This is a genomic window from Microbacterium sp. NPDC078814 (genome assembly GCF_040702645.1).
Taxonomy (GTDB): Bacteria; Actinomycetota; Actinomycetes; order Actinomycetales; family Microbacteriaceae; genus Microbacterium.
Genome location: NZ_JBFBLT010000003.1, coordinates 357,755 through 371,441, shown reverse-complemented (window position 1 = coordinate 371,441; position 13,687 = coordinate 357,755). Strand labels below are relative to the sequence as shown.

14 protein-coding genes and 2 tRNA genes are annotated in these 13,687 nt (G+C 68.4%); 5 read left to right on the top strand and 11 right to left on the bottom strand.

Going from position 1 to position 13,687, the window contains the following annotated elements; genetic code table 11:
- Positions 1 to 21: 21 nt before the first annotated feature.
- On the top strand, positions 22 to 261 hold the full coding sequence (locus AB0300_RS08010) for a cell division protein CrgA (RefSeq protein WP_025102888.1): 240 nt from the start codon (positions 22 to 24) through the stop codon (positions 259 to 261).
- Between the two features lie 150 nt (positions 262 to 411).
- On the opposite strand, the gene AB0300_RS08005 is transcribed toward AB0300_RS08010, so the two are convergent.
- Together AB0300_RS08005 and AB0300_RS08000 are read right to left on the bottom strand one after the other, a co-directional pair.
- The gene (locus AB0300_RS08005) at positions 412 to 1,305 is read right to left on the bottom strand and encodes a rhomboid family intramembrane serine protease (protein ID WP_366215804.1); all 894 of its coding nucleotides are present in this window, start codon (positions 1,303 to 1,305) and stop codon (positions 412 to 414) included.
- A 21-nt stretch (positions 1,306 to 1,326) separates the two neighbouring features.
- Positions 1,327 to 1,884: a peptidylprolyl isomerase gene (locus AB0300_RS08000; protein WP_025102886.1), complete on the bottom strand. Its 558-nt coding sequence runs from the start codon at positions 1,882 to 1,884 to the stop codon at positions 1,327 to 1,329.
- Between the two features lie 146 nt (positions 1,885 to 2,030).
- Here AB0300_RS08000 and AB0300_RS07995 point away from each other — a divergent pair, with 146 nt between their 5' ends.
- Both AB0300_RS07995 and AB0300_RS07990 read left to right on the top strand, forming a co-directional pair.
- Entirely contained in the window at positions 2,031 to 2,528 is a 498-nt protein-coding gene (locus AB0300_RS07995; RefSeq protein WP_025102885.1) for a hypothetical protein, read from the top strand.
- Positions 2,525 to 3,007: a YbaK/EbsC family protein gene (locus AB0300_RS07990; RefSeq protein ID WP_366215803.1), complete on the top strand. Its 483-nt coding sequence runs from the start codon at positions 2,525 to 2,527 to the stop codon at positions 3,005 to 3,007. The genes AB0300_RS07995 and AB0300_RS07990 overlap by 4 nt, the downstream gene beginning before the upstream one ends.
- A 14-nt stretch (positions 3,008 to 3,021) precedes the next feature.
- On the opposite strand, the gene AB0300_RS07985 is transcribed toward AB0300_RS07990, so the two are convergent.
- The gene (locus AB0300_RS07985) at positions 3,022 to 3,444 is read right to left on the bottom strand and encodes an NUDIX domain-containing protein (protein WP_025102883.1); all 423 of its coding nucleotides are present in this window, start codon (positions 3,442 to 3,444) and stop codon (positions 3,022 to 3,024) included.
- Positions 3,445 to 3,578: 134 nt separating this feature from the next.
- Here AB0300_RS07985 and AB0300_RS07980 point away from each other — a divergent pair, with 134 nt between their 5' ends.
- Positions 3,579 to 4,025: a hypothetical protein gene (locus tag AB0300_RS07980; protein ID WP_025102882.1), complete on the top strand. Its 447-nt coding sequence runs from the start codon at positions 3,579 to 3,581 to the stop codon at positions 4,023 to 4,025.
- Positions 4,026 to 4,075: 50 nt separating this feature from the next.
- Positions 4,076 to 5,197 (top strand): Xaa-Pro peptidase family protein, encoded by a 1,122-nt coding sequence (locus AB0300_RS07975; protein ID WP_366215802.1) that lies wholly within the window; start codon positions 4,076 to 4,078, stop codon positions 5,195 to 5,197.
- 9 nt (positions 5,198 to 5,206) lie between these two features.
- Here AB0300_RS07975 and AB0300_RS07970 read toward each other — a convergent pair.
- The 8 genes from AB0300_RS07970 to gyrB all read right to left on the bottom strand — a co-directional run bounded on the left by AB0300_RS07970 (position 5,207) and on the right by gyrB (position 13,653).
- Positions 5,207 to 5,282: transfer RNA gene (locus AB0300_RS07970), tRNA-Ala, on the bottom strand.
- A 26-nt stretch (positions 5,283 to 5,308) separates the two neighbouring features.
- Positions 5,309 to 5,382 (bottom strand) — tRNA-Ile (locus AB0300_RS07965).
- 85 nt (positions 5,383 to 5,467) lie between these two features.
- The gene (locus AB0300_RS07960) at positions 5,468 to 6,376 is read right to left on the bottom strand and encodes a DUF4097 family beta strand repeat-containing protein (RefSeq protein WP_366215801.1); all 909 of its coding nucleotides are present in this window, start codon (positions 6,374 to 6,376) and stop codon (positions 5,468 to 5,470) included.
- Positions 6,373 to 7,062, bottom strand: a complete 690-nt coding sequence (locus tag AB0300_RS07955) for a response regulator transcription factor (RefSeq protein WP_366215800.1) — start codon at positions 7,060 to 7,062, stop codon at positions 6,373 to 6,375. Before AB0300_RS07955 ends, AB0300_RS07960 begins: the two co-directional genes overlap by 4 nt.
- The gene (locus AB0300_RS07950) at positions 7,050 to 8,381 is read right to left on the bottom strand and encodes a sensor histidine kinase (RefSeq protein ID WP_366215799.1); all 1,332 of its coding nucleotides are present in this window, start codon (positions 8,379 to 8,381) and stop codon (positions 7,050 to 7,052) included. The genes AB0300_RS07955 and AB0300_RS07950 overlap by 13 nt, the downstream gene beginning before the upstream one ends.
- Before the next feature lie 161 nt (positions 8,382 to 8,542).
- Complete coding sequence (locus AB0300_RS07945; protein WP_025102877.1) at positions 8,543 to 8,947, bottom strand: DUF3566 domain-containing protein; 405 nt, start codon at positions 8,945 to 8,947, stop codon at positions 8,543 to 8,545.
- Positions 8,944 to 11,499, bottom strand: a complete 2,556-nt coding sequence (gene gyrA / locus AB0300_RS07940; RefSeq protein WP_025102876.1) for a DNA gyrase subunit A — start codon at positions 11,497 to 11,499, stop codon at positions 8,944 to 8,946. The genes AB0300_RS07945 and gyrA overlap by 4 nt, the downstream gene beginning before the upstream one ends.
- 72 nt (positions 11,500 to 11,571) lie before the next feature.
- Positions 11,572 to 13,653 (bottom strand): DNA topoisomerase (ATP-hydrolyzing) subunit B, encoded by a 2,082-nt coding sequence (gyrB, locus tag AB0300_RS07935; protein WP_025102875.1) that lies wholly within the window; start codon positions 13,651 to 13,653, stop codon positions 11,572 to 11,574.
- Between the last annotated feature and the right edge of the window lie 34 nt (positions 13,654 to 13,687).

Genomic DNA, 13,687 nt, shown 5'->3' with positions numbered 1-13,687 from the left:
TCTCCCGGGTACAATGACGGCATGGCACGTGACCGCAAGACCGAAGAACCCGCCGTCGAGCGCGCCGAGGGCGACGCCGCTCCCAACGCCGTCTGGTTCAAGCCGGTGATGATCGGCTTCATGCTCCTCGGCCTCGCCTGGATCCTCGTCTTCTACATCTCGGGAATGCAGTTCCCCATCCCCGGCCTCGACAACTGGAATCTGGCCATCGGTCTGGGCATCGCCCTCATCGGATTCCTCATGACCACACGCTGGCGCTGACCGGCCGCAACGACAAGAACCCCTCGCCACCGCGGCGAGGGGTTCTTTCGTCTGTCCGAGAGGCGAGGTTATCCACAGGTTATCCCCACACTGGGGAGAATTACACCGATGTTATTCACAGGGGTTAACAACCCTGTTAACAACTCGGGATCAGGCCAAAAGGATGAGGGGCGGCACCACGGCGACCACGACGACCAACAGCACCACCAGGGCGGCGAGCGACACGATCTGCCAGGTCCGCTGGTCGCGGCGCTTCGTGCGGACGTAGATGAGGGCCACGAGCGCGCCCGTGATCGCGCCGCCGAGGTGCGCCTGCCAGGAGATGCCACCGGCGAAGAACCCGAAGGCGAAGTTGATGCCGAGGATCACGAGGATGCCCGTGACGTTGGCCCCGATGTGGCGCCCGATGATCAGGAGCGACGCCAGGAGCCCGAAGATCGCCCCGGAGGCGCCGACCGTCCACGTCTCCGGCGCGAGGACGGTCACCGCGACGGATCCGCCGAGACCGCTGATGAGGTACAGCGCGAGATAGCGGACACGACCGAGCATCGGTTCGAGGTTCTGCCCGAGCATCCACAGAGCGAGCATGTTCAGGGCGAGATGCACGAAGCCCCCATGCACGAACAGCACGGTCAGCAGTCGCCACGGCTCGAACGGCAGGAGGGAGAGGTTCGGGTAGAGGAACGGCGCGTAGAAGCCGAGAGCCTGGATGATCGGGGCGTTGAGCCCGGGGATGAGCTGCACGAGGCCGATGAACGACGTCACCGCCAGCAGGACGTACGTGACGACGGGCTTGCCGCTGCGCACGGCCCCCATGGTCGTGGCGCCGCCGCCGCGCCAGCGTCGCGCGGCCTTCTTCTGAGCGGGGGTGCGGTTCTTGCGCTCGGCATCCATGCACTCGGGGCAGATCACGCCGACCGGGGCGGGCGTCTGGCACTCGGGGCAGATGGTGCGGAGGCACCGCTGGCAGAGCACGAAGGACTGCCGATCCGGATGCCGGTAGCAGAAGTTCTCACGGTTGTTCGTGAACTCGGGCGTCGTCATCCGGATCGGCCGTCGCGGTCGTCAGGCGGCGACGATGTCGATCGACTGCAGCACCACGGGCTCGATCGGGCGGTCGCCCGCCGCCGTCGGGACCGCGGAGATCGCGTCGACGACCTTGCGCGATGCGTCGTCGGCGACCTCGCCGAAGATCGTGTGCTTGCCCTGCAGCCACGGGGTCGGGTCGGTGGTGATGAAGAACTGCGAGCCGTTGGTGCCCTCGACCTTGCCGGTGATGGCGTTGCGGCGGAGGCCCGCGTTGGCCATCGCGAGGATGTAGGGCTCGTTGAAGTTGAGCTCGTTGTTGATCTCGTCGTCGAAGTTGTACCCCGGACCGCCGACGCCCTGGCCGAGCGGGTCGCCGCCCTGGATCATGAAGTTCGGGATGATGCGGTGGAAGATGACGTCCTTGTAGAGGGGACCCTCGCCCGGCTTGCCGGTGGCGGGGTGCGTCCACTCCTGGGAGCCGTCGGCGAGACCGACGAAGTTCTTGACCGTCTTCGGGGCGTGGTCGCCGAAGAGGTTGATGACGATGTCACCGTGGTTGGTGTGCAGAGTTGCGACGTGGGAAGCGTGAACCATGCGTTCATTCTCGCAGAGCTTCCGGTGAGCGGGCCGGGCGTGTACAACGCGGGAGCCGATGATGCAAGGGGCGGGCGATTCCCTCGCCGCATCCAGCCTCTCGTGGCAAGATGGGGAACCCGTACTCCAATGGACAGGAGAGCATCGTGAGCCTCAGCCGCAAGCGGAAGAAGCAGCTTCGTCGTCTTCAGAAGGACGCGAACCAGCTGTGGGAAGACCAGCAGGTGCTCGTCGGCCACGCCGCCGACGTCGCTCGTGAGGCGGGTCGCCAGCTCGGCAACTTCAATCGCGAGCAGATCGTCCCCGTGGTCCAGGACACCTACAACCGCCGCGTCGCCCCGGTCGTCGACCGCTCGGTGAAGGCCGGTAAGCATGTGGTGGACGACAAGGTCGTCCCCATCGTCGGCGGGGTCGTGGGTACGGCGCTGACCGCCTGGGACGTCGCGAACGCGAAGCGCCACGGCGTCGAGTACAAGGCCCGCAAGGCCGTCTCGCAGAAGAAGGGTCCGGGCCTCGGATCCGTCATCGCCATCGTCCTGGGCGCCGCCGCCGCGGTCGGCGTGCTCTACGCCGCCTGGCAGGCGCTGCGGGCCGACGACGAGCTCTGGGTCGCCGACGACCCGCTGTCGGCTCCCGACGCGTGACCACTCCTGACCCGCACGCGCGGGTGAGGGATGCTGCGGCCGCCCGCGGACTCGACATCGAGATCCGCGAGCGGCCGCAGGCGCGTAGCCTCGTCGAAGCCGCCGAGATCCTCGGCATCCCGCCGTCCGGGATCGTGAAGACCCTCGTGGTGAAGCGCTCGGATGACACCTATCTGTTCGCGCTGGTCCCGGGTGGGCGGTCCATCTCGTGGCCGAAGCTGCGCGCCGTCGTCGGAGTGAACAAGCTCCGTCTGCCCGAACCCGAGCTCGCTCTCGCAGCGACCGGTTACGAGCGCGGAACCATCGTCCCGATCGGCAGCACCACCGACTGGCCGGTCTACGCCGATGAGTCCATCGTCGGCGAGCGAATAGCGATGGGTGCCGGTGCGCACGGCTACAGCCTGTTCGTCGACGCCGACGACCTCATCGCGGCGTACGGCGCGACCGTCGCCGACATCTCGGTGCCCGAAGAGCGCTGACCGTCGCCGGAGCCTCAGAGCAGGCCGGCCATCCGCAGGGCGATGTCCACCAGCCGTACACGCTGCAGCCCGGCGACGGCGGAGAGCGCGAACCACTCGGCGCGATCGGTGGATCCCTCCGTCTCCCAGCGCAGCTTCCCCCCGGTGACCTCGGCCCGATAGACGATGCGCAGGGTATGCAGGGGGTCGGACGACTTCTGCACGCGCCGTCCGGCCGGGATGACACGGGAGTGGATGCCGAGGAGCTGTCCGACCCGGACCGTGTACCCGGTCTCCTCGCGGAGCTCCCGCCGCACCGCGTCCTCCGGCGCCTCGCCCGGTTCCAGGCCGCCGCCCGGGAGCGTCCACGCCACGCGCCGGCCCTCGGTCCACCGCGCCAGCAGGAGGCGCCCACCCTCATCGGTGACGACCCCGTATGCGGCGACGCGCAGGTCCATGCGTCACACCTTATCCGGGTCTCGGGCCGTCCCCCGCCGCGTGACGATCGGGGTGATCGATCACGAATCGAGAAGCCCGACATCACGGGCCGTCCCTACGCTGGGAGCATCATCCGGCCCACGAGAGGAACATCATGGCTGACACCGAGAAGAACTTCACCGCCGAGGAGCGCGAGGCCATGCAGGCCGCCGCCAAGGAGGCCCGCACCCGACGCTCGCGGGCCAAGAAGTCGCCCGAGGAGCTGCGGGCCGCCGGAGAGGCCGATCTCAAGGAGGCCGTCGCGAAGCTCACCGACGAGGACAAGCTGCTCGCCGAGAAGCTGCACGAGCTGGTCTCCGAGGTGGCGCCGGAACTCGTGCCCCGGACGTACTACGGCATGCCGGCGTGGGGGCGCGACGGGAAGGTGCTGTGCTTCTTCCAGCCGGCCAGCAAGTTCAAGGTCCGCTACGGCACCTTCGGGTTCGAGCCGATCTCCAACCTCGATGACGGCACCGTCTGGCCGACCGCGTACGCGGTGACCGCGCTCACGGAGAAGGACCTCGAGTTCCTCGCCGGACGCATCCGCCAGGCGATCAGCTGATCCCGAAGTGGGTCTGACGCAGCGGGGCCGCTCGCGTTAGCGTGGTGCCTGTGAGCACCCTTCCCTTCTCCGCCGCCGTCTACGCCCGCCGTCTGGCACGCGCGCAGGAGCGCGCCCAGGAGGCTGGCCTCGACGCGATCATCGTCGGCCCCGGCCCCGACCTGCAGTACCTCCTCGGCGTCGAGGGTGACACCATCGAGCGGCTGACCGCCCTCGTCCTGCCGCAGCAGGGCGCGGCGACGGTCATCGTCCCGCGGATGGAGCTCGCCAAGGTGCGCAGCACGGCCGTCGGAGAGCTCGGACTGACCGTCGCCGACTGGGTCGACGGCGACGATCCGTACGCCCTCGTCGCCGCGGCGACAGGTCCCGTCTCCCGCGTCGGGGTGTCGGATGCGCTTCCCGCGCTGCACGTCGTCCCGATCGGGGAACGGCTGCAGGCCCGGCTCGAGCTCGCGACACCCGTCCTCCGCGAGGGCCGGATGACCAAGGACGACGAGGAGATCGCCGAGCTGCGCCGAGCCGGCACGGCGATCGATGCCGTGCACCGCCGCGTGCCCGGATGGCTGCGCGCCGGCCGTACCGAGCGGGAGGTCGCCGCCGACATCGCCGCGGCGATCGTGGAGGAGGGGCATCGGACCGTCGAGTTCGTCATCGTCGGCTCCGGGCCCAACGGCGCCGACCCGCACCACGAGGTCTCCGACCGGGTCATCGAGGACGGCGACGTGGTGGTCGTCGACATCGGCGGCGCGGTGCCGAGCGGCTACAACTCGGACAGCACGAGGACCTACGTCGTCGGCACTCCCGATCCGGTGGCAGCCGATCGCATCGCCACCCTCGTCCGCGCCCAGCAGGCGGCCGTGGACGCGGTACGCCCCGGGGTCACGGCGGCAGAGGTCGACGCGGCCGCCCGCTCGGTTCTCACGGAGGCGGGGCTCGGCGAGGCGTTCCTGCACCGCACGGGTCACGGGATCGGCGTCTCGGTGCATGAGGAGCCCTACATCGCCCCCGGCAACGACCTCGTCCTCCGAGAGGGCATGGCCTTCAGCATCGAGCCCGGCATCTACTTCGCCGGCGAATGGGGCGCCCGCATCGAGGACATCGTGGTCGTAACGGCGGACGGCGCCGAGCGCCTGAACACGGCACCGCATGAACTCACGGCGACCGACCGGTGAAGGGGAGGATGGTGGAGCCTAGGAGATTCGAACTCCTGACATCCTGCTTGCAAAGCAGGCGCTCTACCAACTGAGCTAAGGCCCCGTGAGGGAATTCTTGAATTGAAAGGGTGGGGCTACCAGGACTTGAACCTGGGACCTCTTCATTATCAGTGAAGCGCTCTAACCGCCTGAGCTATAGCCCCGTCAACCTCCAGAACTTTACCGGAGTTTCGCCGAAAATCCGAATCGAGGGCGAGGACCCCCTCCGGGATCCTCGCCCTCGGCCGGTCACCGTCCCGGACTGACGTCCACGCTGCCGGCCGACACGGACACGTCGATCGTGCGGCGGGCGCTCGGGGACTCGTCGACCCGGGCATCGAACGAACCCGCGTTGACGTCCTGACTGATCCGGTACTCCACATCGGGGAGGGTCAGATTCAGGGACCCTGCGCTCACGTCGATCGTGGTCGTCTCCGGCGCATCGCCGGTCAGCTCCACCGTCAGATCGCCCGCAGCGATGCCGAGATCCGCCCGGTCGACGCCGTCGAGGAGGACGTCCGCGCGTCCCGCGTTCATCTGCACGTCGAAGGCCGAGGCCGCACCGGAGACGTCGAGGGATCCGGCGTTGATCTGGACTTCCAGGGAGCCGAACTCACCGGAGACGTCGAGAGCGCCGGCATCGAGAGTGAGATTCGCGTCGAGGTCGGAGCCGCTGAGCTCCTCCGGCAGCGTGAGGACCGCGCGCTCGTCGTCGCCGAACCAGTTGCCGAACCACCAGCCGAAGGCCGGTCGAGGACTCCGGACGACGAGCTCGTCCGCCTCGCGCTCGAACGTCCACGCACCGCGGCCGTTGGTCACGGAGAGCTCCGCCGCGTCGACATCGCCGAAGTCGATGCGCACCATGCTCGCGTCGGCGTCGAGATCGATCGCGGTGACGCCGTCGACGTCCACCGTCTGCACCGAATCCGGTCGGCTGGAGGAGAGGAGGGTCCCGGTCGCCGCGACGGCCGCCGTGCCTCCGGCTCCGAGCAGGGCGATCCCACCGACCACCGCGGTGACGATCATGACGGCGGTCGCTCCGGAGGAGCGCCGGGGTCCGGGCGCGCCGGGCGCCGACGCGGGGGAAGCCGCGGACGGCGGCGGGGGAGGAGTGATCGGGGTGTGGCGGCCCTGTGCTCCCGTGTTCTCGGTGGTCATCGTGTGACTCCTGTCTGGCCGTTCGGCGGCGTCGTGCCGCCCGTGTTCTCGAGGTGGGCGAGGGCGGCGAGCACGCGGCGGTTGCCCGACTCGTCCTGTTCGAAGCCCAGCTTCTGGAAGATGGAGGTGATGTGCTTCTCGACGCTCGCCGCCGAGAGGAAGAGGAGGCCGGCGATCGCCTGGTTCGACTTGCCCTCCGCGAGCAGGGCCAGCACGGTGCGCTCCCGCTCGGTGAGCCGCATCATGCGGTCGTCGCGGTTCCGCCGGGTGAGGAGCTGAGCCACCACTTCCGGGTCGAGCACCGTGGCCCCGTCGGCGATCCGCTGCACCGAATTGATGAACTCCGCGACATCCGCCACCCGGTCCTTCAGGAGGTAGCCGAGCGGACCGCCCTGCGCGGCGATGAGATCGGACGCGTAGCGCTCCTCCACGTACTGCGACAGCACGAGGATGGCGAGCGCCGGGTGCACGGCACGGAGGTCCAGCGCCGCGCGGATGCCCTCGTCCGTGAACGTGGGCGGGAGCCGCACATCGAGGATGCAGAGGTCCGGGGAGGTGGATGCCACAGTGGCACGGAGGTCGGTGGTGTCGGTGAGGGCGGCGACCACCTCGTGGCCGGCGTCCTCGAGCAGACGCACGAGCCCCTCGCGCAGGAGGACGGAGTCCTCGCAGATCAGGATGCGCATGGCACGTTCACCTCCAGGCTGGTCGGACCGCCCTGCGGGCTGTCGAGTCGGAACGTCCCGCCCGCGGCGAGGATCCGGTTCGCGATGCCGTCGAGGCCTCCGCCCGGGATGACCTGGGCTCCGCCCATGCCGTTGTCCTCGACCCGCGCCCAGAGGGTGTTCCCCTCGCGGAGCCGGACCGTGACCCGCGCCTCGCTGGCCCGGGAGTGCTTCGCCGCATTGGTCAGCGACTCGGCGATGGAGAAGTACACCGCCGCCTCCGCATCGCGCCCGGGCCGCGGAGCCCCTGAACCGTGCCCCTGGGTCCCTGAGCCGTAACCCTGGGTCCCTGAGCCTGTCGAAGGGTCCATCCGCACGTCCAACTGCACGGGGATGGGGGAGCGGCTGGCGAGCGCCGACAGTGCGGCGTCCAGGCCGCGGTCGTCGAGCACTGACGCGTGGATGCCCCGCGCGAGCTGCCGCAGCTCGGTGATCGCCGCCTTGGTCGACGTGTGCGCCTCGGAGATGAGCTCCTTCGCGGCGTCGGGATCGGTGTCGATCTTCTGCTGCGCGAGCCCGAGGGTCATCCCGACGGACACGAGCCGCGGCTGGACGCCGTCGTGGAGGTCGCGTTCGATCCGCGTCCGTTCCAGGTCGGCCGCGCGGACCGCTCCCTCCCGCTGGGCGGTGGATGCCCGCACGCGCTCGGTGAGCTCGACCTCCCGCGCCCGGGCGACGATCGCCAAAGCCAGCGTGCGAGCCAGGAGGGCGAGGCCGATGATGCCGGCGGCCGAGGCGAGCGCACCGAGGATGCCGATCAGGGGCGCCCAGGACACCGGGATCTGCCCGCCGCCGAAGGGACCGATGATCGTCTCGGCCGAGGTCAGCGGCGCGAAGGCGATGATGATCGACCAGAGGAGGGCCCAGAAGAGCCGCAGCACCACGAAGCCGAGGACGGCGCTGATCGCGAAGTTCGCGACCGCGCGCCACATCCGTCCGTCGATGGCCTGCCGCCCGAGTGAGCGGAGCCAGCCGCCGAAGCCGGGACGGTCCCGCGGCTGGAGCCGGAGCGGGGTGTTCGGCACGCGGTACAGGCCGGCGACGCGGGCGATCTCGAACCAGCCCACGCCGAAGAGCGCGTACACGAGGCCCACGAGCACGACGATGCCGACGCCGAAGACGAAGAGGAGTCCGAGCCCGGTGCCGAGGAGGCCGCCGAGCATCCCGAAGATGCCGCCCCCGATCACCCCGACTCCGGCGAGGTGCAGGATCGTGAGCGGGATGCGCAGCGGCGGCTTCCCGGTCGCAGCGGCCTCGGGGGTCGCAGTCTGTGTGGTCATGCTTCCACGGTAGGGCCGCCGCACGACCTCGCCCACCGAGTCAGCCGGACACTCCCGTTCGGGTTTTCCCTACCCCGCCGAAACCCCGCTCTACCGCCGAAACCCCGGCCTGCATCGGTGCGCAGGCCGGGGTTTCGGCGGAAAGGCGGGGTCTCGGAGGCTCAGTTCGACATGAAGCCGACGAGCAGCCCTCCGGTGACCTTCACGGCCAGGTTGTAGATACCCGCGACGACCGCACCGAGCACCGTGAACACGATGAGGTTGAGGATCGCGACGACGGCGGCGAACGCCATCACCTGCGGCAGACCCACGAGCTCCGACAGCGGGATGGCGCCGTCCGTGAAGCTGCGCACGAACTCGTCGGCCGTGGACATGATGCCGGTGGCCTGGAGCACGAGGAAGATCAGGAAGAACGACACCATCGTGACCACGGCCAGTGCGACCGCTCCCAGGAAGGAGAGCTTCACGGCGGACCAGAAGTCGACGTAGACGAGGCGCAGACGGACCTGCTTACCGCCGGTCTTCCGTGTCGACTTCTTCGCCAGCTTGTCGGCCACTGTGCTCATGCGTCTGTATCCTCGGGTGTCTCAGTCGTCTGGGGGGCCTCGGCATCGGCATCCGGCTCGGTCTCCTCTTCGGTGAGACCACGCTCGCCGTTCCGGGCGATGGCGAGGATGCGGTCGGCCTCCGTCGTGCGGGCGAACACCACTCCCATGGTGTCGCGACCCTTGGCGGGGACCTCGGCCACGGCAGAGCGTACCACCTTGCCGCTGGACAGAACCACCAAGACCTCGTCGTCCTCGGACACGATCAGACCGCCCGCGAGAGTGCCCCGATCGTCGTTCAACTTGGCCACCTTGATGCCGTATCCGCCGCGCCCCTGGACCCGGTATTCCTCGACGGCGGTGCGCTTGGCATAGCCGCCGTCGGTGACGACGAACACGTACTTCCCGGGTGCGGCGACCGAAGCGGACAGCAGGCTGTCGCCCTCGCGGAACTTCATGCCCTTCACACCGGCGGTGGCGCGACCCATCGGGCGCAGCGCCTCATCGGTCGCCTGGAACCGCACCGACATGCCCTTGCGGCTGATGAGGAGGATGTCGTCCTCGGCGTTGACGAGGAGAGCGCTGACCAGCTCGTCCTCGTCGTTCAGCCGGATCGCGATCACGCCGCCCTGGCGGTTGGTGTCGTAGTTGTCGAGACGGGTCTTCTTGACCAGGCCGTCGCGCGTGGCGAGGACGAGGTAGTCGGCCACGGCGTAGTCGCGGATGTCGAGGACCTGCGCGATGCTCTCGTCCGGCTGCAGTGCGAGGAGGTTCGCGACGTGCGTGCCCTTCGCGTCACGCCCGGCCTCCGGCACCTCGTACGTCTTCGCGCGGTAGACCCGGCCCTTGTCGGTGAAGAACAGCAGCCAGTGATGGGTCGTCGTGACGAAGAAGTGCTCGACGATGTCGTCGGCGCGCAGCTGGGCGCCCTTGACGCCCTTGCCGCCGCGGTGCTGGGAGCGGTAGTTGTCGCTGCGCGTGCGCTTGATGTAGCCCTCGCGCGTGACGGTGACGACCATCTCCTCTTCCGCGATGAGGTCTTCCATCGACACGTCGCCGTCGAAGCCGTGCAGGATGTGCGTGCGCCGCTCGTCCCCGAACCGGTCGACGATCGCGGTGAGCTCCTCGCGGATGATCGTCCGCTGCCGGCCCTCATCGGCGAGGATCGCCTTGTAGTCCGCGATGAGCGCCTCGAGCTCGTTCGCCTGGTCGATGATCTTCTGACGCTCCAGCGCGGCGAGGCGACGGAGCTGCATCTGCAGGATGGCATCGGCCTGGATCTCGTCGATGTCGAGGAGCTTCTGCAGACCCTCGTTCGCATCCTGCGTCGTCTGGGAACGGCGGATGAGCGCGATCACCTCGTCGAGCGCGTCGAGCGCCTTCAGATAGCCGCGCAGGATGTGCATGCGCTTCTCGGCCTCGTTCAGCCGGAACTGCGTCCGTCGCACGATGACGTCGATCTGGTGGGCGATCCAGTTCGAGATGAAGCCGTCGATCGCGAGCGTCCGGGGCACGCCGTCGACGATCGCGAGCATGTTCGCGCCGAAGTTCTCCTGCAGCTGCGTGTGCTTGTAAAGGTTGTTCAGCACCACCTTCGCCACGGCATCGCGCTTGAGCACGACGACGAGGCGCTGACCCGTGCGGTCCGAGGACTCGTCGCGGATGTCGGCGATGCCGGTGATCTTGCCGTCGCGCGCGAGGTCGCCGATCTTGACCGCCACGTTGTCGGGGTTCACCTGGTACGGCAGCTCGGTGATGACCAGGCAGGTCCGCCCCTGGATCTCCTCGACGTTGACGACCGCGCGCATCGTGATCGAGCCGCGGCCGGTGCGGTACGCCTCGTGGATGCCCTTCGTGCCGAGGATCTGCGCGCCGGTCGGGAAGTCCGGTCCGGGGATGCGCTGGATCAGCCCGTCGAGCAGCTGCTCCCGGGGGAGGTCCGGGTTGTCCAGCGCCCAGAGCGCGGCATCGGACACCTCGCGGAGGTTGTGCGGCGGGATGTTGGTCGCCATGCCGACCGCGATGCCGACCGAGCCGTTGACGAGGAGGTTCGGGAACCGGGACGGCAGAACCGTCGGCTCCTGGGTCTGGCCGTCGTAGTTGTCGGCGAAGTCGACGGTGTCCTCTTCGATGTCGCGCACCATCTCGAGCGCGAGCGGGGCCATCTTCGTCTCGGTGTACCGCGGTGCCGCCGCGCCCATGTTGCCGGGCGAGCCGAAGTTGCCCTGGCCGAGAGCGAGCGGGTACCGGAGCGACCACGGCTGCACGAGACGGACGAGCGCGTCGTAGATCGCCGAGTCGCCGTGCGGGTGGTACTGACCCATGACCTCGCCGACGACGCGGGCGCACTTGGAGAACGACTTGTCGGGCCGGAATCCGCCGTCGTACATGCCGTAGATCACTCGGCGGTGCACCGGCTTGAGACCGTCGCGCACATCGGGGAGAGCACGGCCGACGATGACCGCCATGGCGTAGTCGAGATAGCTGCGCTGCATCTCCGACTGCAGATCGACCTGGTCGATCTTGCCGTGCTCGTGGCCCTCGGTGATGTCGGGGCGTTCTTCGTCAGTCATGTGTCTTTCCTGGTTGGCTGAGCTTGTCGAGGCGTCGGATCCCCTGGCACACGCTCAGGGACCCCGCGGTGATCAGATGTCGAGGAACCGGACGTCCTTGGCGTTGCGCTGGATGAAGCTCCGACGCGATTCCACGTCCTCGCCCATCAGCACGCTGAAGATCTCGTCCGCGGCGGCGGCGTCCTCGATGGTCACCTGGCGGAGCGTCCGGGTGGTGTGGTCCATCGTGGTCTCCCAGAGCTCCTTGGCGTTCATCTCGCCGAGACCCTTGTAGCGCTGGATGCCGGCGTCCTTCGGGATGCGCTTGCCGTTCTCCAGCCCGTAGGCCAGCAGCGCGTCGCGCTCGGCGTCGCTGAACACGTACTCGTGTGCCGCGTTCGACCACTTGAGGCGGTAGAGCGGCGGCATCGCGAGGTACACGAAGCCGGCCTCGATGAGTCCGCGCATGTAGCGGAACAGCAGCGTGAGCAGCAGGGTGGTGATGTGCTGGCCGTCGACGTCGGCATCGGCCATCAGCACGATCTTGTGATAGCGCGCCTTCTCGATGTCGAACTCCTCGCCGATGCCCGTACCGAAGGCCTGGATCATCGCCTGGACTTCCTTGTTGCCGAGCGCCTTGTCGAGACGCGCGCGCTCGACGTTGAGGATCTTGCCGCGCAGCGCGAGGATCGCCTGCGTGTGCGGGTCGCGACCCTGCACCGCGGAACCACCGGCCGAGTCGCCCTCCACGAGGAAGATCTCGCTGATCGACGGGTCCTTGCTCGTGCAGTCCTTGAGCTTGTCGGGCATCGCCGCCGACTCGAAGACGCTCTTGCGTCGAGCCGTCTCGCGCGCCTTGCGGGCGGCGAGGCGTGCCGTCGCCGCGTCGATCGCCTTGCGGATGACGTTCTTCGCCTGGGTCGGGTTGCGGTCGAACCAGTCGCCGAGCTGATCGCCGACGACCTTCTGCACGAAGGCCTTCGCCTCGGTGTTGCCGAGCTTGGTCTTGGTCTGACCCTCGAACTGGGGCTCGCCGAGCTTGATCGAGATGACGGCGGTCAGCCCCTCACGCACGTCGTCGCCGGAGAGGTTGTCGTCCTTCTCCTTGAGGAGGTTGTTCGCACGGGCGTAGCGGTTGACGAGCGTGGTGAGCGCCGCCCGGAAGCCCTCCTCGTGCGTGCCGCCCTCGTGCGTGTTGATCGTGTTCGCGTAGGTGAACACGTTCTCCGTGTAGGACGTGGTCCACTGCATCGCGACCTCGAGCGAGATCTTGCGCGCCGTGTCCTCCGACTCGAAGGCGATGATCTCCTCGTTGACGACCTCGGCGTGGCGCACCTTGTTCAGGTACTCGACGTAGTCGACGAGGCCGCGCTCGTAGAAGAAGACGTCGCTCGGCTGCTTCGTGACCGCCTGGCCGTCTTCCTCCGTCTCGTACGCCGACTCCGGGCGCTCGTCGGACAGCTCGATGCGCAGTCCCTTGTTGAGGAACGCCATCTGCTGGAACCGGGTGCGGAGCGTGTCGTAGTCGAACTCGACCGTCTCCTGGAAGATCTCCGCGTCCGGCCAGAACGTGATGCTCGTCCCGGTCTCCTCGGTGGCCTCGCCCTTCTCGAGCTTCTGCTGCGGGACGCCGCCCTCGGCGAAGCTGTGCCGCCAGACGAAGCCCTTCTGCTTGACCTCCACGTCGAAGCGGGTCGAGAGGGCGTTCACGACCGAGGAACCGACGCCGTGCAGACCGCCGGAGACGGCATAGGCGCCGCCGCCGAACTTGCCGCCCGCGTGCAGGATCGTGAGCACGACCTCGACCGTGGACTTCGACGGGTCGGAGGAGTGCGGGTCGACGGGGATGCCGCGCCCGTTGTCGACCACGCGCACGCCGCCGTCGGCGAGAAGGGTGACGAGGATCGTGTCGGCGTAGCCGGCCAGCGCCTCATCGACGGAGTTGTCGACGATCTCGTAGACGAGGTGGTGCAGGCCGCGGGGTCCGGTCGAGCCGATGTACATGCCGGGGCGCTTGCGCACGGCCTCGAGTCCTTCGAGGATCTGGATCGAGTCGGCGCCGTACTCACCGGGCTGCTGCTTCTTCGGTGCGGGTGCCGCCGATTCTCCGGCCTGTGAGCCCGACGAAGCGTCGTTGTTCGGTTCCGTCTCGTCAGCAGGGGATTCAGGCGTCATCAGAGGGCATTCTCCAGATCGATATCTCGAACTC